The sequence below is a fragment of the Streptomyces sp. UNOB3_S3 genome (assembly GCF_020740895.1).
Classification (GTDB): domain Bacteria; phylum Actinomycetota; class Actinomycetes; order Streptomycetales; family Streptomycetaceae; genus Streptomyces.
The window spans coordinates 1-20,092 of sequence record NZ_JAILXP010000102.1 but is presented as its reverse complement, the minus strand read 5'-3'; the positions used below and the strand labels follow the sequence as shown (position 1 = coordinate 20,092).

The 20,092-nt window shown below is 70.7% G+C and carries 20 protein-coding genes and 1 pseudogene; 9 read left to right on the top strand and 12 right to left on the bottom strand.

What is annotated here, in order from left to right:
- Positions 1-309 (top strand): annotated as a pseudogene (locus K6I33_RS13940) (DUF4829 domain-containing protein); the annotation flags it as partial.
- A gap of 37 nt (positions 310-346) precedes the next feature.
- Here the strand turns inward: K6I33_RS13940 and K6I33_RS13935 are convergent.
- The 5 genes from K6I33_RS13935 to K6I33_RS13915 form a co-directional block, all read right to left on the bottom strand.
- A complete protein-coding gene (locus K6I33_RS13935) occupies positions 347-991 on the bottom strand; it encodes a DUF3592 domain-containing protein (RefSeq protein WP_229351562.1) in 645 nt (214 codons plus the stop codon).
- An 80-nt stretch (positions 992-1,071) separates the two neighbouring features.
- The gene (locus K6I33_RS13930) at positions 1,072-1,776 is read right to left on the bottom strand and encodes a VC0807 family protein (RefSeq protein ID WP_229351559.1); all 705 of its coding nucleotides are present in this window, start codon (positions 1,774-1,776) and stop codon (positions 1,072-1,074) included.
- Between the two features lie 118 nt (positions 1,777-1,894).
- On the bottom strand, positions 1,895-2,650 hold the full coding sequence (locus K6I33_RS13925) for an SDR family oxidoreductase (RefSeq protein WP_229351556.1): 756 nt from the start codon (positions 2,648-2,650) through the stop codon (positions 1,895-1,897).
- A gap of 40 nt (positions 2,651-2,690) precedes the next feature.
- On the bottom strand, positions 2,691-2,906 hold the full coding sequence (locus K6I33_RS13920) for a DUF397 domain-containing protein (RefSeq protein ID WP_229351551.1): 216 nt from the start codon (positions 2,904-2,906) through the stop codon (positions 2,691-2,693).
- Positions 2,907-2,916: 10 nt separating this feature from the next.
- Complete coding sequence (locus tag K6I33_RS13915; protein WP_229351549.1) at positions 2,917-3,783, bottom strand: helix-turn-helix transcriptional regulator; 867 nt, start codon at positions 3,781-3,783, stop codon at positions 2,917-2,919.
- A 178-nt stretch (positions 3,784-3,961) separates the two neighbouring features.
- Between K6I33_RS13915 and K6I33_RS13910 the strand changes: the two genes are divergently transcribed.
- Positions 3,962-4,303 carry a hypothetical protein gene (locus tag K6I33_RS13910; protein ID WP_229351547.1) on the top strand — a complete coding sequence of 114 codons (342 nt, stop codon included), beginning with the start codon at positions 3,962-3,964 and terminating at the stop codon, positions 4,301-4,303.
- Positions 4,300-4,554 (top strand): DUF6255 family natural product biosynthesis protein, encoded by a 255-nt coding sequence (locus K6I33_RS13905; protein WP_229351546.1) that lies wholly within the window; start codon positions 4,300-4,302, stop codon positions 4,552-4,554. Before K6I33_RS13910 ends, K6I33_RS13905 begins: the two co-directional genes overlap by 4 nt.
- 90 nt (positions 4,555-4,644) lie before the next feature.
- Here the strand turns inward: K6I33_RS13905 and sodN are convergent, their stop codons facing one another.
- On the bottom strand, positions 4,645-5,040 hold the full coding sequence (gene sodN, locus K6I33_RS13900; protein WP_229351544.1) for a superoxide dismutase, Ni: 396 nt from the start codon (positions 5,038-5,040) through the stop codon (positions 4,645-4,647).
- 143 nt (positions 5,041-5,183) lie between these two features.
- Between sodN and sodX the strand changes: the two genes are divergently transcribed.
- The gene (gene sodX / locus K6I33_RS13895; RefSeq protein WP_229351542.1) at positions 5,184-5,648 is read left to right on the top strand and encodes a nickel-type superoxide dismutase maturation protease; all 465 of its coding nucleotides are present in this window, start codon (positions 5,184-5,186) and stop codon (positions 5,646-5,648) included.
- On the opposite strand, the gene K6I33_RS13890 is transcribed toward sodX, so the two are convergent.
- A complete protein-coding gene (locus K6I33_RS13890) occupies positions 5,540-6,181 on the bottom strand; it encodes a CGNR zinc finger domain-containing protein (protein ID WP_229351539.1) in 642 nt (213 codons plus the stop codon). The genes sodX and K6I33_RS13890 overlap by 109 nt on opposite strands.
- Before the next feature lie 102 nt (positions 6,182-6,283).
- Here K6I33_RS13890 and K6I33_RS13885 point away from each other — a divergent pair, with 102 nt between their 5' ends.
- A complete protein-coding gene (locus K6I33_RS13885) occupies positions 6,284-7,045 on the top strand; it encodes a trans-aconitate 2-methyltransferase (RefSeq protein ID WP_229351537.1) in 762 nt (253 codons plus the stop codon).
- A gap of 65 nt (positions 7,046-7,110) precedes the next feature.
- Here K6I33_RS13885 and K6I33_RS13880 read toward each other — a convergent pair whose 3' ends face one another.
- From K6I33_RS13880 to K6I33_RS13870, 3 genes are all read right to left on the bottom strand, one after another.
- Positions 7,111-7,872 carry an amino acid ABC transporter ATP-binding protein gene (locus K6I33_RS13880; protein ID WP_189451458.1) on the bottom strand — a complete coding sequence of 254 codons (762 nt, stop codon included), beginning with the start codon at positions 7,870-7,872 and terminating at the stop codon, positions 7,111-7,113.
- A complete protein-coding gene (locus K6I33_RS13875) occupies positions 7,869-8,831 on the bottom strand; it encodes an amino acid ABC transporter permease (RefSeq protein WP_374284430.1) in 963 nt (320 codons plus the stop codon). Before K6I33_RS13875 ends, K6I33_RS13880 begins: the two co-directional genes overlap by 4 nt.
- 328 nt (positions 8,832-9,159) lie before the next feature.
- Positions 9,160-10,128 (bottom strand): ABC transporter substrate-binding protein, encoded by a 969-nt coding sequence (locus K6I33_RS13870; protein WP_229351535.1) that lies wholly within the window; start codon positions 10,126-10,128, stop codon positions 9,160-9,162.
- A gap of 589 nt (positions 10,129-10,717) precedes the next feature.
- Between K6I33_RS13870 and K6I33_RS13865 the strand changes: the two genes are divergently transcribed.
- On the top strand, positions 10,718-11,932 hold the full coding sequence (locus tag K6I33_RS13865; protein WP_229351532.1) for an NADP-dependent malic enzyme: 1,215 nt from the start codon (positions 10,718-10,720) through the stop codon (positions 11,930-11,932).
- Positions 11,933-12,050: 118 nt separating this feature from the next.
- Here K6I33_RS13865 and K6I33_RS13860 read toward each other — a convergent pair whose 3' ends face one another.
- Positions 12,051-13,397 carry a hypothetical protein gene (locus K6I33_RS13860; protein ID WP_229351530.1) on the bottom strand — a complete coding sequence of 449 codons (1,347 nt, stop codon included), beginning with the start codon at positions 13,395-13,397 and terminating at the stop codon, positions 12,051-12,053.
- 28 nt (positions 13,398-13,425) lie between these two features.
- Positions 13,426-14,778, bottom strand: coding sequence for a hypothetical protein (locus K6I33_RS13855; protein ID WP_229351528.1), 1,353 nt, complete (start codon positions 14,776-14,778; stop codon positions 13,426-13,428).
- Between the two features lie 228 nt (positions 14,779-15,006).
- Here K6I33_RS13855 and K6I33_RS13850 point away from each other — a divergent pair, with 228 nt between their 5' ends.
- The 3 genes from K6I33_RS13850 to K6I33_RS13840 all read left to right on the top strand — a co-directional run.
- Complete coding sequence (locus tag K6I33_RS13850; protein ID WP_229351525.1) at positions 15,007-15,969, top strand: zinc-binding dehydrogenase; 963 nt, start codon at positions 15,007-15,009, stop codon at positions 15,967-15,969.
- Between the two features lie 7 nt (positions 15,970-15,976).
- Positions 15,977-17,470, top strand: a complete 1,494-nt coding sequence (locus tag K6I33_RS13845) for a cellulase family glycosylhydrolase (protein ID WP_229351522.1) — start codon at positions 15,977-15,979, stop codon at positions 17,468-17,470.
- 173 nt (positions 17,471-17,643) lie between these two features.
- A partial coding sequence (locus K6I33_RS13840) for an ABC transporter substrate-binding protein (RefSeq protein WP_229351519.1) occupies positions 17,644-20,092 on the top strand: 2,449 nt, incomplete at its 3' end.

Sequence of the window (20,092 nt, the reverse complement as noted above, 5' to 3'; positions counted from 1 at the left end):
CCGTCCACCCCACCGCCGCCGATGAGCGGCCCCGGGCAGGTGGTCGAGGACTACTACGCGGCCATCAACGCCCACGACTACCGACGGGCCTGGTCGCTGGGCGGAAGGAACCTGGACGGCTCCTACGATTCCTACGCCGCCGGCTTCGCGCAGACCGCGTCGGTCGCCCTCACCGTCACCTCGGTCTCGGGCGACACCGTGACGATGCGGCTCGACACACGGCAGACCGACGGATCGCAACGGCACTTCGCCGGGACCTACACCGTACGGAACGGGGAGATCGTCTCAGCCGACGTACGAGGCGGCTGACGGCATCTCACGAGGCCGCGCTCCCGGAGGGCACTTTCTAGTTCCGACCGCTCCCGGGCGGCCCCGGCAGGGGAGGGGGTGGCGGCATGTCACTCGGCCAGCCGTCGGGGACGTCAGTGGGGAATCCGGTCGGGAAGCCGGTCGGGAAGCCGCCGGGCGGGCCGGGCCGCGGGCTCTCGCGGACCTGGCGGCCCGTGTCCTTGATCTTCTCCTCCACCACGTCCGCCGCCGGCCGGAGGACCGTCAGATAGAAGCCGATGAACGAGAGCGCCCCCAGGACGAAGACCGTCAGAAAGGCGAGCAGGCAGCCCGTGGCGAGGAGGTTCTTGTTCCGCTCGCCGGGCGGAATGGCCGTGGCCCGGTCGGGCCGCCCCGCCGGATATCGGACGACGACCCGGTCCCCGCCCACCACCGTGCGCGCCCCCCCGGCCTCCTCGAACCGCCGTACCTCCCCTTCCGGGGTGGTGAATTCGTGAACATGGTGCCAGGTGCTGTGGCTCGGCCCCCCTCCATGGGAATGGCTCGTGGTGACCACGTACGCGCTGACGCACACCCCCTCGGCCGTGACCCCGCTGCGCCATGCGGTATTCAGCCGCCGCATCCGCACCACGGCCCACACCATTCCGGCGATGCCACCGGCAGCCAATAACCCCGGCAGGGCCAGGAAGAACACGTCGCGCATGAATCCCTCGTCGACTGGATGTTTTCGCTCATCCAATCGGCCCGGGAATGGTCCAGGCCATCGATTAAGCCCAGGGCGTCCTAGGGAACCGGGTGCCTCTCTTCCGCCTCCGTCTCCACCGCCACCATCTTCTCCATGGGGTCCACGGCCAGCGGTCCCGTCGCCACGATCGCGGTGAGCACCGCCGCGCCCATGAGCACGTTGCCCAGCCACACCACCGTGTGCGCGGGCAGGGTGTAGGCCGCGACCACCCGGGAGACCGATTCGGTCAGCAGGGCCAGGCCCCACACGAGCGAGAAGCGGAGCTCGGCGCGTCGGAAGCGGGCCGATTCGCGCTGGAGCCGCTCCCACGCGGCGGTCTTCGCGGGATCGCCGCCCTTGGTGATCCAGGGCTTGAGCCCCGCGGTCATCATCGGCCGCCCTGCGAGCACGGAGATCAGCACGGCAGCGCCGATCACCCCGCTGCCGGCGCTGTCCTTGGCGAGCATCAGCCGGGCGTCACCAGTGACAGCGCTCATCGCCAGTCCCACGGCGTTGACGACGAGCATCAAGCTGGCAAGCGCGTTGAGACGACGGTCCTTGACGAGGGACCAGAGCGAGCGCGCCGCCGGGAGGACGCTCGTCCAGGCGAGCGCGGCGACGGTGCCCATGCCGAAGCCGCTTGTCAGCGCGTAGTACGCGGCCATGGGCACGAGCGCGTCCACGACCAGGGGCGTCAGGCTCTGCGCCAGAGCCCGGCGCTCCCCGCCGACGCCGACGGCGGGGGTGGTGGTGGCTGTCTGCATGGGCGGGCCCTCCGTGTCGTCGTCCGGTCCCCGGCGGGGACACGTACAGACTCATGGGAGGGCCCGCCCCGGCAGCAGAGCGAAGCGTCCTCAAGCAGCCGTGACTTTTGTCAGCGGGTCAGGCCGTGAAGCCCCCGTCGACGTTGACGCTCGCCCCGGTGATGTACCGGCCGCCGTCACCGGCGAGGTGTGCCACGGTGGCGGCGATGTCCTCCGGCGTGGCGTAGCGGCCCAGGGCGGTGAAGCCCCGGACGGTGTCGGCCCCGGGCCCGTCGGCGGGGTTGGCGTCGGTGTCGGTCGGGCCGGGATTGACCAGGTTCACGGTGATCCCGCGCGGCCCGAGGTCCCGGGCGAGCCCCTTGGTCATGCCGGTCAGCGCGGACTTGCTCATCGCGTACAGCGCGAACCCGGGGAAGACGGATCGCTCCGCGACGTTGCTGCCGATGCTGATGATGCGGCCACCGTCACCCATGTGACGGGCGGCGGCCCGCGCGGCGGCGTACGGCGCCCGTATGTTCACGGCGACCGTCCGGTCGAACTCCGCCGGGCCGAGGTCCTCCAGCGGCCCGACGAGGAACACGCCGGCGTTGTTCACGACGACGTCGAGCCTGCCGAACGCTTCCGCCGCGCGGTCCACGGCTGCGGTGACCGCGTCGACGTCGGCGCTGTCGGCCTGGATCGCGAGGGCCCGCCGCCCCATGCCCCGGATCCGACCGGCCACCTCCTCCGCTCGCGCGGCGCTCTTCTCGTACGTCAGCACCACGTCGGCCCCGTCCTCGGCCAGCCGGAGCGCGATCGCGGCGCCGATGCCGCGGCTTCCGCCGGTGACGAGGGCGACGCGGGTGCTGTTGTCCGTTGCTGTGTTGTTCTCCATGACCACGAGCATGGTTCGTTGATCGTTCAACGGCTGGCGGTCATCGGACGTCGCGTTCCCGCACCTCGGGGATGCCTCTGGTGAAGGCGGCCCACGCCTCGGGCGTGAAGACGAACGCGCCGCGGGTGCGGGCTTTGCTGTCGCCTATGGCGATGAGGCCGTCGGTGGTGGGCTGGGTCTCGACGCAGGTTCCGCCCTCGTCTGCACTGTGGGACGACTTGTGCCATTTCTGTTCGGGCAGATCGTGACGTATCACGCGCTGTACCTCACTTGTATTCAAGTTCATCCGCAATGGACGAGATCAGTTCAATGGACTGTCGTGATGACAGAGCAGAGGCTCGAAGCCCGTCGAGCGCCCGCCTATACCTTGCCACCGGCTCATCCTCCTCCAGGTACAGAGTGCCGTCGAGGTATTCGACCTGCACGACGTCCAAGTCCAGCGGATCCGGGTAGGAATAAAGGATGAAAGAGCCGCGCGTGTCCGTGAAGACGCCCTGGGAGAAGGGGATGACCTGGATCGTCACCTCCGGTGGCTGGCTCACGGCCGCCAGGTGGCGAAGTTGTTCGGCCAGCACCTCGGGGCCGCCGATCTCCTGGCGAAGAGCGCCCTCTTGAATGATGGCGAGGTATTGCGGTGGGTCTCCTCGGAGGAAGATTTTCTGCCGCTCCATGCGGAGATTCACATAGAAATCAAGTTTTTCGGGAGTCAGTTGTGCCGATGGCTCGTTGATGACCGCAGTGGCGTAGTCCTGGGTTTGGAGAAGCCCTGGGATGATCTGGGACCGGAACGTGGCGATTCGCGCGGCATCGGATTCCAGTGTGAGCAACTCCTTGAATCCCGGCGGAATCTTGTCGCCGTACTGGCGCCACCAGCTGCGTTTGCCGCCCTCTGCCGCGAGGGCGATCAGCCACTCGCGGAGTTTCTCGTCCTCGACCCCATAGAGGTCGAGTAGCACGTCGAGCTCCAGTCGCATGACGCGGTGACGTCCGGTCTCCTGCCGACTGATCTTCGACTTGTCGCCGTGGATCGCTCTCGCCGCTTCCTCGGTGGTGACCTTGGCAGCTTCCCGGAGCGCTTTGAGTTCGGCTCCCAGCCTGCGGCGACGTGCCGTACGGCGAGCGGGTTGTCCCACGTCTTCCTCCCCTGGCTCGTGTTGCGGCCCAGTGTGGTGCAGGTGTGCGGATCCTTCAGGAGGGTGGGGAGATGGTCACTCACATGGGTTAACTTCCGCAATACACAGCTCTATGGGTAGCGGATCCGAGCATCGTGAGGGCCTACTCGATGAGCCGAATTGGGGAGGCGATAGGGCCATGACCTACCGGAACGGTGCCTACGTCATGGACACCCGCGAGAACAGACTCGCGCAAGTGATCGGAAGCACCGACGCCCGCGTCCAAGTGCAACGCCCCGGCGGCGGCCTCCAGTGGGAAGTGCCCGTCGCCGACGTCCGTCTGGCCACGCGCGAGGAGCGCGACGCCGCCGGGCTGCCGGCCAGTGCGTCCCCCGTCGGCTGCGCGGAGTGCGCCGCGCTGGTGGCGGCGCGGCAGGAGGCGGGGGCGAGCGGGGACGAGGAGAAAGCCGTGGACGCGATGGTCGCCGTGCGGTCGCACTTCCGCGAGGCGCATGTGCTGCCGTACTGGACCCGGCGATGAGCGGCGCTACGGCCCTGGCCGTGGGCCGCTGCCAGCACAATCCTTCACACTGGACCCACGCCGGTGGCGAATCCCGCTGTCACTCATGCGGCGTGCGACGCTTCAGCGGCTACGGCGCGCTGCGGCCCCCGGGGCTGGCCGCCGCGATCACCCCGGCGCCCCGGGATCCCCGTGCCGCGGACCGCGCGGCCGCGCTCGGCCTGGCGAGGGCCCGCCGCGCGAGGTGGTGGTGGCGGCGTCCCGCCGGGTAACAGTGGACACGCCGAAGGGGCGCCCCCGGTCAGGAAACCGGTGGCGCCCCTCGGCGCGCGGCAAGCGGAAGCCGAAAGAAAAAGAAGGCGTCAGGCCTTCTTCGTCTCCCAGAAGATCTTGTCGATCTCGGCGATGAGCTCCAGCGCCTTCTCACCCGTCTTCGGGTCCGTGGACGCCTTGGCGGCGCTCAGGGCCTTGAGGGTGTCGTTGACCAGCTGGTGCAGCTGGGGGTACTTCTCGAAGTGCGGGGCCTTGAAGTAGTCGCTCCAGAGCACCGACACGTGGTGCTTGGCCAGCTCGGCGCGCTGCTCCTTGATGATGGTGGCGCGAGCGCGGAAGTGCGCGTCCTCGTTGGCCTGGTACTTCTCCTGGACGGCCTTGACCGACTCGGCTTCGATGCGGGCCTGGGCCGGGTCGTACACACCGCAGGGGAGGTCGCAGTGGGCGCTGACCTTCACCTTGGGGGCGAACAGGCGGGAGAGCATGTGCTGTCCTTCCTCGTGATCGTCTTCTCAGGTGCGAGATTACTCGGTGCGGGAAGGCTTTTCTCGGGTGCCCCGGGGGGCTTAGGACAAAAGACCGGTGTCAGTCTGGGACTGGCGGAGGAACGGACGCGGAGGTTGCCGTGATGCAGGACCAGCTGGACGAGCGCGGCTACGAGCTGGAGCGTGAGCGTCGCGGGCTGCTGCGGGTCGGGCTGGCCGAGGTGTACAACCCCTCGATGGTCCCCACGCTGAACCCCGGCGATCAGCTGCTCGTGCGGTACGGGGCCCCGGTGCGGCCGGGGGACGTGGTGGTGCTGCGGCATCCGTTCCGCCAGGACCTGCTGATCGTCAAGCGCGCGGTGGAGCGGCGCGACGGCGGTTGGTGGGTGATGGGGGACAACCCGCTGGTGGAGAACGACAGCCGGGAGTTCGGCACGGTGCCGGAGGAGTTCGTGGTGGCCCGGGCGTGGTTGCGGCTGCGGCCGCCGCCCGGGGCCGGTCAGCGGTCGGCGGGGGCGCTGCTGTCGTGGGCCGGCGCCGCCGTGCGGCCGCTGCGTTCCGCCGGGACGGCGGGGCGGGCGTTCTCCAGGCGCTTGCGGGCGCGGTAGGCGGCGACGTTGGCGCGGGTGGCGCAGCGGTCGGAGCAGTAGCGGCGGGAGCGGTTGGTCGAGGTGTCGAGGTAGGCGTTGCGGCAGGGCGCGGCCTGGCAGATGCCGAGGCGGTCGACGCCGTACTCCGTGAGGTGGACGGCCAGGCCCATGCTCGCGGTGGCGGTGTAGACGGCGCCCGCGTTGGCGGCGTGGTCCGCGATGTGCATGTGCCACTTGGGGCGGCCGTCCTCGTCCCGGTACTCGTGGCCCGAGATCTGGGGGCTGACGGGGAACTCCATCAGCAGCGCGTTCAGCAGGTCCACCGCCCGTACCTCGTCGCCCTCCGACGCGGCCTCGAAGACCGCGCGCAGCCGCGCCCGTGCAGCCCGCATCCGGGTCAGATCGCCGTCGACGAGGCGGCGGGCCGCCTGCGACGCGGTGCCGAAGAGCTCGCGGGCCGTGTCGAGGGAGGTGAGGGTGTCGGTGCCGCGCGTGGGCTGCTCGGTGTTGACCAGCCGCACGGCGAAGTCCGAGTAATAGGCCAGTTCCACTTGTAGTCCTTACGCAGCCGGGCTAGGGTCGCTGTCGTCGGCCAGTAATGGCCGATTCTGCTTCGAGGGTATTACAGAGCACCGCGAAGGGAAGGCGACGGGATGACCGAGAGCGTCACCGCCATGGACTGGAACGCCTGGCAGACCAGCTGGGACCGCCAGCAGGAGTGGTATCTGCCGGACCGCGAGGAGCGGTTCCGGGTCATGCTCGACATGGTGGAGGCCTTCGCGGGGCCGGAGCCCCGGGTGCTGGACCTCGCCTGTGGCACGGGCTCCATCACCGCCCGCCTACTGGAACGATTCCCCGGGGCGACCTCCGTAGGCGTCGACCTCGACCCGGCCCTGCTGGCCATCGCCCGGGGCACCTTCGAGGGCGACGAGCGGGCCACGTTCGTCACGGCGGACCTCAAGGATCCGCGCTGGACCACCGGGCTTCCGTACGACACCTACGACGCCGTCCTCACGGCCACCGCCCTGCACTGGCTCCACACCGAACCCCTCCGCGCCCTCTACGGGCAGCTCGCCGGGCTGGTCCGCGACGGAGGCGTCTTCATGAACGCCGACCACATGCCGGACCCCGCCACCCCGCGCATCAACCAGGCCGAACGGGCGCTGCGCCACGCCCGGCAGGAGCGGACGAAGGCCGGGGGCGCCCTCGACTGGGCCGACTGGTGGCGGCTGGCCGCCGCCGACCCGGTCCTCGCCGGCCCGACCGCCGAGCGCTTCGCGATCTACGGCGAGCACGCCGACGGCGACACTCCCCCGCTCGACTGGCACGCCCGCACCCTGCGCGAGGCGGGCTTCACCGAGGCGCGCGCGGTGTGGAGCTCCCCGACGGACGCCATGGTGCTCGCGCTGAAGTGACCCGCTCGCAGCGGGAGGGGCGGTACGGCCCGTGACCGTACCGCCCCTCTCTCCCGTGTCCGCGGCTACAGCACCTTGGACAGGAACGACTTCGTCCGGTCGTGCTGAGGATTGGTCAGCACATCCCTCGGGTGACCCGACTCGACGACGACGCCCTGGTCCATGAAGACGACCGAGTCGCCGACCTCCCGGGCGAAGCCCATCTCATGGGTGACCACGATCATCGTCATGCCGTCCTCGGCCAGGCCCCGCATGACGTCCAGGACGTCACCGACCAGCTCCGGGTCCAGCGCCGACGTCGGCTCGTCGAAGAGCATCAGCTTCGGCTCCATCGCCAGCGCCCGGGCGATGGCCACGCGCTGCTGCTGGCCGCCGGAGAGCTGGGAGGGGTAGTTGCCGGCCTTGTCGGCGAGGCCGACGCGGTCGAGGAGCTTCAGGGCGCGCTCCCGGGCCACGGCCTTGGTCTCGCCCTTGACCTGGACCGGCGCCTCCATGATGTTGGCCAGCGCCGTCATGTGCGGGAAGAGGTTGAAGCGCTGGAAGACCATGCCGATGTCCCGGCGGTTCTGGGCGACCTCGCTGTCCTTGAGCTCGTACAGCTTGTCGCCCTTCTGGCGGTAGCCGACGAGCTGGCCGTCGACGTAGAGCCGGCCGGCGTTGATCTTCTCCAGGTGGTTGATGCACCGCAGGAAGGTGGACTTGCCCGACCCGGACGGGCCGATGAGACAGAACACCTCGCGCGGGGCGACCTCCAGGTCGATGCCCTTGAGGACCTGCACTGCGCCGTAGGACTTGTGGACGCCCTGCGCCTTCACCATCGCGTTCATGCGCTGACGCCTCCCTTGGAACGGTTGCCGAAGGCCGCCAGGTTGGCCCTGACCTTCTGCCACGGGGTGAGCGGCAGGCTGCGCAGCGCGCCACGGGCGAAGCGCCGCTCGAGATAGAACTGGCCGACGCTGAAGACGCTGGTCAGGATGAGGTACCAGGTGGCGGCGAGGAACAGCATCTCCACTGTCGCACCGGTCGTCTGCCCGATGTCGGACGTGGAGCGCAGCAGCTCCAGGTACTGGGCCGCCGCCGCGGCCAGCGACGAGGTCTTGAGCATGTTGATGAACTCGTTGCCCGTCGGCGGCACGATCACGCGCATCGCCTGCGGCAGCACGATCCGGCGCAGCGTCCTGCCCTGGCTCATGCCGAGCGCGTGGGCGGCCTCGGTCTGGCCCTCGTCGACCGACTGGATGCCGGCCCGGACGATCTCGGACATATAGGCGGCCTCGTTGAGCCCCAGGCCGAGCAGCGCGGCCATGAAGGGGGTCATGAAGTCGCTCATCTCGTCCCGGTAGATCGGGCCGAGGTTGATGTACGGGAAGATCAGCGCCAGGTTGAACCACAGCAGCAGCTGGACATAGACCGGGGTGCCCCGGAAGAACCAGATGTAGAGCCAGGAGACCGATGAGGTCACCGGGTTCTTCGACAGCCGCATCACGGCCAGGACGATGCCGAGGACCAGGCCCAGCAGCATCGCGAGCAGCGAGATCAGGACGGTCTTGCCGAGGCCCGAGATGACGGAGGAGTCGAAGATGTAGTCCGGGATGGCGCTGTAGTGGACGTTCGCCGAGGCGAAGGCGTTCACCAGCAGGCCGAGCAGGGCCAGGACGACGACGGCGGCGATCCACCGGCCGTAGTGGCGGACCGGGATGGCCTTGACCGTGTCGGGTTCGACGGCGGTCGCGGTCGCCTTGCCGGAGGAGGCCGGGGGGTCGGCCGGGTCCGGGTCGGGGTCCACGGGGTTCTTGTCCGTGGACGCCTTCTTCTCGGCCTTGTCGGCGGAGGCCTTGTCGGCGGCGGCCTTGTCGGCCGTTTCGGCCTTCTCGGCCTTCTCCGGCTTGTCGGTCGAGACCTTCTCGGCGGGGGCCTTCTTCTCGGGCTCCTTGTCGGGCTCCGCCGCCTTGTCGGCCGCGGGGGTCTCGGCGGGCTCCGCCGTCCTGTCAGGCTCCGGCGTCTTGTCGGGCTCGGGCTCGGGCGCCTTGTCGGGCTTGTCGGGGGAAGCAGTCACGGGGGATGCCTTTCAGCGTTTGCCGTACGAGGAGGGGGACAGCCAGGACAAACGAAGGTCAGGAACCGCCGTTGATCTTCGCTTCCTTGATGGCGCCCGCATCGACGCCCCAGGTCTTGATGACCTTCTCGTACTCGCCGTTCTTGATGATCGCGTCGAGCGCCTCCTTGAGGGCGTCGCGCAACTGGGCGTTGTCCTTCGAGACGGCGATGCCGTACGGCGCGGCCTGCACCTGGTCCCCGACGATCTCGAAGTCGTTGCCTCCGCCGGAGGTCTTCACCGCGTAGGCCGCGACCGGGAAGTCGCTGGAGACGGCGTCGACGCCGCCGGCCTTCAGCCGGGTCTGGGCCTCCAGATCGTTGTCGAAGGCCTCCATGCCGATCTTGTCCTTGCCGTCCTTCTCGCACTTCTCCGACTGGGCCTTGGACAGGTCCTCGGAGACGGTGCCGCGCTGGACGGCGATCTTCTTGCCACAGAGGTCGTCCCAGCCGTTGATCCCCTTGGTCTCGCCCTTCTTGGTGTAGAGCGAGACACCGGCGTTGAAGTAGTCGACGAAGTCGACGCCCTCGCCCACCTTCTTGTGGGTCTTGGAGTCGAGACCCTCCTGCCGGTCCTTGGTGTCCGTCATCGCGGACATCGCGATGTCGTAACGCTTGGATCGCAGTCCGGTCAGCAGGGCGTCGAAGGTGCCGTTGTTGAACTCGACCTTGACCCCGAGCTGCTTGCCCAGCGCGGCGGCGATGTCGGGGTCGATGCCGACCGTCTTGCCGTCCTTCTTGAACTCGACGGGCGGGTAGGCGATATCGGAGCCCACCTTGATCACCTTGGTGCCCTGGATGCTCTTCGGGAGCTTGGCGAAGAGCGGGGCCGAGGAGCCCTGGGCGGACGACTGGCCGGCCTCGTTGCCGGTCTTGTTCCTCTGGTCGCCGCAACCGGTCAGCAGCAGGGTGCCGGCGACCGCGATCGCGCCGACGGCGGCCAAACGACTCCAGGCGGCTGCCGGGCGGGGGGTGGTGCCTGCGGTCATTGCTCGTTCCTCCTGCGGTTGAGGGGGTATACGACAGGTCATTCGGCAATCACGCGAAAACACTGCAGAAGTCGCAGCACACTTCCTCGTGCGACGCGACCTCGCGCGGTCTGCGCATCTTGCCATCCGGACTGCCCCATTCGGGGGGCCAGCCATGTCAAAATCGGATAACGGGTGATCCCCATTCGTTACCGGGCGGTTCACACCCCTTGTTCCGCTGTGTCTGTTCTGATCGGCTTCCTGACGCGAGACGCAGGTCACGCCCGCCCTGTCTCACTTCGTGGACACCTTGGCGCGTCCAGGACCAGTTGACACGTTTCCGCCGTGATCGCGTGTCGGGTCCGCGTGACCGGGACCCGGAACTCACTCGTCGGCCGTAGTGGTCTTCCGGTAGAAAGACCAGTTACACCCCTCACCCGGGGCTCAGGGTGCGCATGTGCGGCGCGCCCGCTTTGTCCGTACCGCCCCGTCGCACGGAAGTCATCCGCCGTCCGGGGTCCGGACATGGTTCGGACATGTGCCCGACCCGCCTCCCACACCCAGAGGCGGTTACCCTCGATCTGCACTTACGACAAAGGGGTCAAGAAAAGTGGCAGCGGAGATCGTGAATCCTCGCAGCGACAACGGCACGGACGAAGGGGCTCGCGCAGAGTTCTTCGATCCGGCCTTCGCGCTGCACCGTGGCGGCAAGATGGCGGTTCAGGCGACCGTTCCCCTCCGGGGGAAGGACGACCTGTCCCTCGCCTACACGCCGGGGGTCGCCAAGGTGTGCAGCGCCATCGCCGAACAGCCGGAGCTGGTGCACGACTACACCTGGAAGTCCCAGGTCGTCGCGGTCGTGACGGACGGCAGCGCGGTGCTCGGCCTGGGGGACATCGGCCCCGAGGCGTCCCTGCCCGTGATGGAGGGCAAGGCCATCCTCTTCAAGCAGTTCGGCGGCGTGGACGCGGTCCCGATCGCCCTCGACTGCCGTGACGTCGACGAACTCGTCGACACCGTGGCGCGCATGGCGCCCTCCTTCGGCGGCATCAACCTGGAGGACATCTCCGCGCCGCGCTGCTTCGAGATCGAGCGCCGGCTCCAGGAGCGCGTGGACATCCCCGTCTTCCACGACGACCAGCACGGCACCGCCGTCGTCACCCTGGCCGCGCTGCGCAACGCCGCGAAGCTGACCGGCCGTACGCTCGGCGAGCTGCGCGCGGTGATCTCGGGCGCGGGCGCGGCCGGCGTGGCCATCGCCCGGATCCTGGTGGGAGCGGGCATCGGCGACGTGGCCGTGTGCGACCGCAAGGGCATCGTCTCCGGCGACCGCACCGACCTGACGGACGTCAAGCGTGAGCTGGCGGGCTTCACCAACAAGGCGGGCCTGTCGGGGTCGTTGGAGACCGCGCTGGACGGCGCGGACGTCTTCATCGGCGTCTCCGGCGGCACGGTCCCGGAGCCGGCGGTCGCGAAGATGGCGAAGAACTGCCTGATCTTCGCGATGGCCAACCCGAACCCGGAGATCCACCCGGACGTCGCCCACAAGTACGCGGCCGTCGTCGCCACCGGGCGCAGCGACTTCCCCAACCAGATCAACAACGTCCTCGCCTTCCCGGGCATCTTCGCGGGCGCCCTTCAGGTGCGGGCCTCGCGGATCACGGAGGGTATGAAGATCGCGGCGGCCGAGGCGCTGGCCGCCGTGGTGGCGGACGAGCTGAGCGCGGACAAGGTGATCCCCTCGCCGTTCGACGAGCGGGTCGCCCCGGCGGTCACCGCCGCCGTGGCCGCGGCGGCGCGGGCGGACGGCGTCGCGCGACGCTGACGACCGGACGGCTGACGACCGGACGTGTGTGAAGGGGCCGGTCCGGACCATGGGGTCCGGGCCGGCCCTTCGCCGTTCGCGCCGGGCGCCGCCCTGTCCCGGCCTCGTCACGGTGCCGTCAGCGCAGCCGGCGGACGAAGGCGTCGTAGACCTTGTTGGTGTCGCCGGGCACGAGGTTGTCCGCGGCGCTGCCGAAGACGAGCGTGCGCCCGGCGAGATCGACGCTCGGGCCGCCGGACCAGCCGTTGGCCTGCGAGCCGTCGGCGGCGACGCTGACGCGCTCGACGGCGCCGGTCACGAGGTCCTTGGCGAAGACGTCCTCGACGCCGTTGGTGTCACCGGGCACGAGGTTGGCGGCCAGGGACAGGAAGTACACGTGCCGGTTGTCGGCGCTCATGACCGCGCCCCGGTACGAGCTGTTGTCGGCCTGCGAGCCGTCGGCCGCGACGCTGACGCGCCGGGTGACGCCGGTGAGCAGGTCCGTGGCGAAGGCGTCGGCCCGTCCGTTGGTGTCGTTCTCCACCACGTTGTCGGAGGCGGACGAGAAGAGCGAGTACCGGCCGTCGGGGCTCAGCGCGAAGTCGCCGTCGACCGCCACGCCCCCGCCGTCGAGGGACGGGGCCCCGCGCTGGGTGCGGCCGGTGCGCAGGTCGTGGACGTACAGGGCCCGGGCGCGCGGCCGCTGGAGCGCCTTCTCCTCGCCGGGCGGCGTGACCAGGTCGGACATGCTGAGGAAGGCGACCTTGCCGCCGTCCGCGCTGATCACGGGGGAGACGGAGAAGCCGTCGGCCTGGGCGCCGGCGCTCGTGACGCTCACCCGTGTGGTGGTGCCCCGCCGGCGGCCGTGGACGAAGACGTCCGTCTGGCCGTTGGTGTCACCGGGCACCAGGTCGTCCCGGTTGGACGAGAAGGCGACGTAGCGGCCGTCGGCGCTGATGGACGGGGCCGAACTGTGCGCGGGCTTCGCGCCCTTGTTCTCGACGAGCACCTCGGTGCGGCCCGTGGCCCGGTCGTGGACGAAGACGTCGTAGCCGTCGCCCGGATTGCGGTTCGGGGCGAGGTTCTTGGCCTCGGAGTCGAAGGCGACGTACCGGCCGTCGCCGCTGATCGAGGTCGTCCACGACGATCTGTCGGCGGGGGTGCCGTCGGAGGCGACACTGGCGAGCTCGGTGCGGCCGGTGCGCAGGTCCTTGACGTAGACGCGGCGCATCGACTCGGTGGCGCCGGGCACGAGGTTCGTGGCGCCGGTCTCGAAGGTGACGAAGCGCCCGTCGGCGCTGATCTGCGCGCCGATGCTCTCGGCGTTCGCCTGGGTGCCGTCGGAGGCGGTGTTGACCCGCTCGGTACGGGCCTGGGCGAGCGGCCGGGCGGTGGCGGCATCGGCTGTGGCCACGGTCTGGGGCAGGGCGATGGCGCAGCCGGCGAGCAGGGCCGCCGTGACGGCGGTGCGTCCGGGACGACGCATGTCCACTCCTTGGGGGTTCCTCGGGGATTCAGGGGAGGTGGCGCACGAAGACGTCGGCCTGCTGGTTGGTGTCGCCGGCGACGAGGTCGTCCGCGTAACTGGTGAACAGCGCGGTGCGGCCGGTCAGATCGACGGAGACGTCGAAGGAGCTCCGCGTGGGCTGGGACCCGTCGGCCGCGACGCTGACGCGCTCGACCTTGCCCGTCAGCAGATCGCGGACGAACACGTCGTTCACGTGGTTGGTGTCACCCGGCACCAGGTTGGAGGCCATGGAATCGAAGTAGACATAACGGTTGTCGGCGCTCATGACCGCGTTGCCGGAACGGCCGTTGGGCTGGGAGCCGTCGGAGGCGAGGCTCAGGCGCCGGGTGAGGCCGGTGCTCAGGTCCGTGGCGAAGACGTCTTCCTGGCCGTTGGTGTCGCCCGCCACGATGTCGGGGCTGCCGGAGCTGAAGATCGCATAGCGTCCGTCCGGGCTGAGCCTGCCGATGCCTTCGATCTTCGCGGGCTCGCCGTTCCGGCGGCGGGCGACCGCTTCGGTCTTCCCGGTGCGCAGGTCGTGGACGTAGAACCGGCGGAGGAACGGCTCCTTCCCCGGGGCCGGGTCGTCCGCGTTCGCGCCGGGCTCGGGGATCAGGGGGACATTGCTCAGGAAGGCGACCCGGCTTCCGTCGGAGCTGATCACCGGAAAGCCGGCGTACCCGTACGGCTGCTGTCTGCCGTCATGGGTCGCGTTCACGCGCGTGGTGGTGTGCTCGCGGCGGTCGTGGACGAAGACGTCCTCGCCGCGGTTGGTGTCGCCGGGGACCAGGTCGTCGCGGTACGAGGAGAAGGCGACGTAGCGGCCGTCGGCGCTGATGGTGGGGCGCTGCGAGTCGCCGGCGGTATCGGGTTTGTCCTTTTGGATGAGGAGTTCGGTGCGTCCCGTCTCGCGGTCGCGGACGTAGATGTCCAGGGTTTCGTCACCGGGTTCGTGGCCGGGAACGAGATTCGTCGCCAGGGACGAGAAGGCGATGTACCGGCCGTTCGCGCTGATCGACACGGACAGCGAGGTGCCGTCGGCCGGCCGGCCGTCAGGTGCGGCGCTGATCAGCTCGAGTGCGCCGGTGCGCAGATCCTTGACATAGACCTGGCGTTCGTTCACCGGGACGCCGGGGACCAGGGCGGTCGCCGCGGTGATGAAGGTGGCGAAGCGCCCGTCGGCGCTGATCTTCGCTTCGACCGGCTCGGCGTCCGCCTGGGTGCCGTCGGCGGTGACGTTCACCCGCTCGGTGCGGTTCTGCAGGGGTGCTGCTGAGGCCGCCGCCGTGGTCATGGGCAGGCCGGCCGCGAAGCTCGCGAGCAACGCCGCCGTGGCGGCGGCGCGTCTGAGGTGACTCATGCTCCCCCTAGGGAATGAATCCATGCGACACACGTGCGAATCGAGGGAAGCCAACCTCTCGCGACGACGCCCGGTCAATCGATCAGCGACCGCCTCCGCTCCGGATACGGCCGTTGCCGGAGTGGGCACGTGGACGCGGATCACGTCGCGACGCGGTGCGGTGCGGCGCGGCGCGTGTCACAGCGCCATGTGGTTTCCTCCGCCGCGCCCCGCCACTAGGTTCGGCACATGTTCGCCGCCTACGCCGCACGCATCGACCGCGACCAGCCGCTGAACGGCCTTGAGCTGGGGGAGCGCCCCGAGCCCGTGGCCCGTCCCGGCTGGACGATCGTCAACGTCAAGGCCGCCTCGCTCAACCACCACGACCTGTGGACGCTGCGCGGTGTGGGGATCGGCGAGGACGCGCTGCCGATGATCCTCGGCTGTGACGCCGCGGGCGTCGACGAACACGGCAACGAGGTGGTCCTCCACTCCGTCGTCGGCGAGACCGGCCACGGCGTGGGGCCCGGCGAGCCGCGTTCGATCCTCACCGAGCGCTACCAGGGCACCTTCGCCGAGCGTGTCGCCGTGCCCGCCTGGAACGTGCTGCCCAAGCCGAAGGAGCTGTCCTTCGCGGAGGCCACCTGTCTGCCCACGGCCTGGCTGACCGCCTACCGGATGCTGTTCACCAAGGCGGGCGCCCGGCCCGGGCAGAGCGTGCTGGTGCAGGGCGCCGGCGGCGGGGTGGCCACGGCGGCGATCGTGCTGGGCGCGGCGGCCGGGCTGAGGGTCTTCGCGACCAGCCGTGACGCGGCCAAGCGCGAGCGCGCCGTGGAGCTGGGCGCCGAGGCGGCGTACGAGCCGGGGGCCCGGCTGCCGCACCGCGTGGACGTGGTCGTCGAGACGGTGGGCGCGGCCACCTGGTCGCACTCGGTCAAGTCGCTCAGGCCCGGCGGCACTCTGGTGATCTCCGGCGCGACCAGCGGTGACCGGCCTCCGGCGGCCGAGCTGACGCGGATCTTCTTCCATGAACTCCATGTCGCGGGCGTGACGATGGGCACCAAGGAGGAGCTGGCCGACCTGCTCGCCTTCTGCGCGGCCACGGGCGTCCGGCCGGTGATCGACACGGTGCTGCCCCTGGACCGGGCCCGTGAGGGCTTCGAAAAGATGTACAGCGGCGACCTGTTCGGAAAGGTCGTGCTGACGGTATGAACGACGGATGCCGAAGAGACGCTCGCGCACGGCGGCGTTCCTCGCCGCGATCACTTGTGTCCTGACCCTTCTCGCTCCCGGGGCCGCCGGGGCGTCGGGGGCCGCCGGGGTGTCCGAGGCCGCTGGGGCGTCCGGGGCGGCTGACGCCCGCGCCCGGACCGGCCCCGGCATCCCCCGCCTCACCGACGAGCACGGCCGGGCGCTCACCCTGCGGGGCTGGAACCTCGCGGACAAGGAGCACCGGGGCGAACGAGCCCTGGAGGACATCACCGAGCGCTCGCTGCGCGACATGGCGGGCCAGGGGTTCGACTTCGCCCGGCTGGCGGTCTTCTGGGACGACCTGGAACCCCGGCGCGGCGCATACAGCGAAACCTATCTGCGGAAGATCGAACGCATCCTGGACTGGGCGGCGAAGTACCGGATCCGGGTGCTGGTCGACGCCCACCAGGACATCTACGGCCCGGCCTTCGGCGACCACCGGGGCATCCCCGCGTGGGCCACCCGCACCGACGGGCTGCCCTACCGGCAGCACCCCGACGACTGGTTCGCCGAATACTTCGAACCGGCCGTCCAGGCCGCCTTCGAGCACCTATACGAGGACGCCGACCTGCGCCTCGCCCAGACGCGGATGTGGCGGGTCCTGGCCGGCCGCCTCGCCGGCCACCCGGCCGTCCTGGGCTACGACCTGATCAACGAGCCCATGGGCCGGCTGCGCCCCGGCGAGGACATGTTCACGGCCGCCCGCCGTATCGAGGCCACCCAGATCACCCCCATGTACCGGCGCGTCGCGAAGGCGATCCGCGCTGTCGACCGTAAGCACTGGATCTTCATCGAGCCCACCCCGGCGGCGGGCGAGGGCAAACCCACGGCCCTGGGCCGGATCGCCGACCCGAAGATCGTCTACGCGCCGCACTTCTACAACGCCGCGATGGAGGCGGGCCGGGACTACGACCCCGCGTCCGGCTGGCTGGAGGCCTACGAGGCGGCCGTGGTCCGCTATCCGCGCGAGCGGCGGGTGCCCGTCGTGGTGGGGGAGTGGGGACCGCTCGACAGCTCGCTGCCCCACATGGGCCGGTTCTACGAGGACGCCATCGCCTCCATCGGGCGCTACGCCTCCGGGTGGGCGAGCTGGCAGTGGTGCTACGGCGGGACGTACTGCGCGATGGACCGGCAAGGACGCTTCCGCCCCAACAAGGAGCGCACCGCCCGCCCTTACGCCCCCGCCGTGGCGGGTACGCCCAGCGCCGAGGCGTACGAGCCCGGCGCGCGCTCCTACCGGCTCACCTACCGCCCCACCCCGGGGGGAACCACCGAGCTGTCCCTGCCCCCGGCCCCCCACGGCTGGCGCGTCACGGTCACCGGACCGGCGCGGGCCGGCACCGGGACCGTACGGCCGGGGCGGCGCGGCACGGTGCTCGTCCACGCGACGGGACAGGCGACGGGACGGATGGCGGAACAGGCCACGGGTCCGGTCACGGTGGTGGCCGCGCCGGGCGCGTGATGGAGTGCGCCGGAGTGGGTAGCGCGCCCCCGGAGTGCTGAGGATGATGGGCCCACGGGGGCGTCTCCCCGTGTCCCTTGCCGCGGCCGTCCGCCGCGGGAGGGACTTGCCGGCCCGGCTCCGGGCCGTTCGGGGGGTGAAGCGTGTCCACGCCTGTACCACCATTGCCGTCCGTGGGGGACTTCGTCACGGCCTTCGAGGAATTCGTCCTGGTGCCGCCGGGACGCCGGGGCCCGTCCGCCAGGGTCCTCCTCGTGTCGCCGCCGGGCGGGGACGAGGCGGAGCGGGTCGCCGACGGCGAGTGCCAGCGGCTGCGGGTCCGGGGACGGGCGCTCGTCCCGTTCGCCCGCGTCCAGGAGGCGACGCGGCGCGCGGGCACCACCTCGCGCACCCACGATGTCTTCGAACAGATCGAGGTCGCCCTGCGGGACAACCGGCCCCCCGGCTTCGGCCGGTTACGGCTGCCGCGCTACGAACTCGTGCGCGCCTTGGCCGACGCGCGCACCCGGGAGACCCAACCGGCGGTGCGGGCCAGGGACTTCCGCGACCAGTGCTACGCGGAACGGTGCAAGACCTCGCTCTTCCTCAAGGCCCTCTACGCGATCAGCGGCGACGACCAGGCGCCCGCGAGCGTGCCGGGCTGGCTGTGGCACTGGGCGCGCCGGCCCCTCTTCGGTGTGCTGCCGCGCTGGCTGTACGGGCGGCGGCAGCAGCGCCGGATGATGGGCAAGAACGGCTGGTTCCGGAGCTGGGCGGGGATCCCCTCCGGGCGCGGCGACTTCTTCGCCCACCACGAGTCGGTCGTCGCCGGCCGGAACGACGCGTTGCTGTGCGCGCTGCTCAGTGATCTGGAGGACGCCGTCCAGCGCAGGCGCGCGCTGTCACCGTGGGTCCGGCGGCGCCGGACCCGGTTCGTCCTCGTCCTTCCCCGGGCGGGGGCACCCGGCTCGGTCACCGAGAGCATGGTCCGGGGCTTCCCCCAGGCGGTCGAGCGGACGGGCAGCACGGCGGTGGTGCTGCTGGCCGTCGGCCGCGACGGCCGCGACACCACCCAGACCCTCGCGGCGGCCACGACCACCATCGACTCCTGGACCCGCAGCCAGGGCCGGGGCCGGGGCCGGACCGTGACCGTGGGGGTGGGGCCCTACGACGGGCGCCCCGACGAGGAGGCCGAGAGCAGGCTGCGCGGCTACCCGGAGATCCAGCCCCGCACGATGTACTCCGACGCCGCGCCGCGCGTCGAGGCCGCCGTCATGACCGTGGCGGGGGTCGCGGCGCTGTCGCTCGTCGCGCAGTTCGCGGTGGCCCGGATCGGCGCGGAGACCAGCACCGAGTGCGTCGGCGCGAGCGTCGCCGTGCCGGAGTCGGCCGCCCCGGGCAAGGTCCCCACGACCTCCCCGAAGGAGCTGTACGAGCAGGCGCTGGCCGCCATCAAGGCGCAGAACGCGGAGGCCGACGCGGCGGCGAAACGCCCCAACACGGCCGTCCGCACCGTCGTCTACCTCGGGGTGCCCGCCGTCGCCGAGACCTGGAAGGAGGGCATGTACAGCGGCTCCATCCCCGAACTGCGCGGCATCGCCCTCGCCCAGGAGGCGCTCAACCGCGAGGCGTCCCGGGACGTGGCCCGCAAGGTGTGGCTGCGGGTACGGGTCGAGGACGGCGGCCAGCAGTTCGCGAAGGCGCCCGAGACGGCCGAGCGGATAGCCAAGGAGGCCGAGGAGGAGCGGAAGAGCGGCGGGAGCCAGCAGATCATGGGCGTGGTCGGGCTGGGACAGAGCAGGACGGCCACCCTGAAGGCCCGGGACATCCTCGGCGCCGCCGGGCTGCCCCTGATCGGCACGGTGACGACCGCGGAGGAGATGCAGCAGAACCATATGTACCGGCAGGTGGCGCCGGACAACCGGCGCGAGGCGCGCATCGCCGCCGAGTTCGCCCGCCGCGGCAACATCGTGGAGACCTCGCCCGGTGTGTGCGCCCCGGCCCGGGAGGCGGTGGTCGTCGCGGACCCCACCGACCGCTACAGCGACAATCTCCGCCGCCGCTTCGTCCAGGAGTTCAAGAACACCCGCACGATCCTCTACACGGCGGAGCCGGAGGCCCCCTTCGACCCGCCGCAGGACGACCGGACCGAACGGGCCCGCACCCTGGCGGACATGGCGGCCTCCGTCTGCCGGCGGATCCGGGCCGAGCCCCGCACGGTGGTGTACTGGGCGGGCCGGGGCAATGAATTCTCCGCGTTCCTTGACGAGTTCGACAACGGCACCTCCTGCCGGGGCCATGTGACGGCCCTCGGGGGCAACGACCTGACCAGCGCCGTCGTGGACGCCCAGCAGCCCAGCAGCCGCCACTCGGGCGTCCGCCTCTACTACGCGGCGCACGCCGTCCCCAAGAGCTACTGGCCCAACGAGGTGGGCCGGGCCTTCCGTACGCAGTACCTCGACGCGTACGGCAAGGACGACCTGTGGAGCAACGACGGCCGCGCCCCCGTCGCCTGGGACGCGCTGCGGCTGCTGGCCACCGCCGTGAACACCGCCCGCCAGGCCTCCGGCACCGGTTCCTTCTCGCGCGACACGGTGCAGACCGTGCTGGCGTCGGGGGCCGGGGGCGGCGACGGGGTACGCG

What these genes read in the sequence shown, in the direction of transcription:
- K6I33_RS13850 (WP_229351525.1), top strand. Translation starts at nt 15,007, where the DNA reads ATGTTCGCCGCCTACGCCGCACGCATCGACCGCGACCAGCCGCTGAAC.
- K6I33_RS13855 (WP_229351528.1), bottom strand. Translation starts at nt 14,778, where the DNA reads ATGAGTCACCTCAGACGCGCCGCCGCCACGGCGGCGTTGCTCGCGAGC.
- K6I33_RS13860 (WP_229351530.1), bottom strand. Translation starts at nt 13,397, where the DNA reads ATGCGTCGTCCCGGACGCACCGCCGTCACGGCGGCCCTGCTCGCCGGC.
- K6I33_RS13885 (WP_229351537.1), top strand. Translation starts at nt 6,284, where the DNA reads ATGACCGAGAGCGTCACCGCCATGGACTGGAACGCCTGGCAGACCAGC.
- K6I33_RS13880 (WP_189451458.1), bottom strand. Translation starts at nt 7,872, where the DNA reads ATGAACGCGATGGTGAAGGCGCAGGGCGTCCACAAGTCCTACGGCGCA.
- K6I33_RS13845 (WP_229351522.1), top strand. Translation starts at nt 15,977, where the DNA reads ATGCCGAAGAGACGCTCGCGCACGGCGGCGTTCCTCGCCGCGATCACT.
- sodX (WP_229351542.1), top strand. Translation starts at nt 5,184, where the DNA reads ATGCAGGACCAGCTGGACGAGCGCGGCTACGAGCTGGAGCGTGAGCGT.
- sodN (WP_229351544.1), bottom strand. Translation starts at nt 5,040, where the DNA reads ATGCTCTCCCGCCTGTTCGCCCCCAAGGTGAAGGTCAGCGCCCACTGC.
- K6I33_RS13910 (WP_229351547.1), top strand. Translation starts at nt 3,962, where the DNA reads ATGACCTACCGGAACGGTGCCTACGTCATGGACACCCGCGAGAACAGA.
- K6I33_RS13925 (WP_229351556.1), bottom strand. Translation starts at nt 2,650, where the DNA reads ATGGAGAACAACACAGCAACGGACAACAGCACCCGCGTCGCCCTCGTC.
- K6I33_RS13935 (WP_229351562.1), bottom strand. Translation starts at nt 991, where the DNA reads ATGCGCGACGTGTTCTTCCTGGCCCTGCCGGGGTTATTGGCTGCCGGT.
- K6I33_RS13870 (WP_229351535.1), bottom strand. Translation starts at nt 10,128, where the DNA reads ATGACCGCAGGCACCACCCCCCGCCCGGCAGCCGCCTGGAGTCGTTTG.
- K6I33_RS13905 (WP_229351546.1), top strand. Translation starts at nt 4,300, where the DNA reads ATGAGCGGCGCTACGGCCCTGGCCGTGGGCCGCTGCCAGCACAATCCT.
- K6I33_RS13930 (WP_229351559.1), bottom strand. Translation starts at nt 1,776, where the DNA reads ATGCAGACAGCCACCACCACCCCCGCCGTCGGCGTCGGCGGGGAGCGC.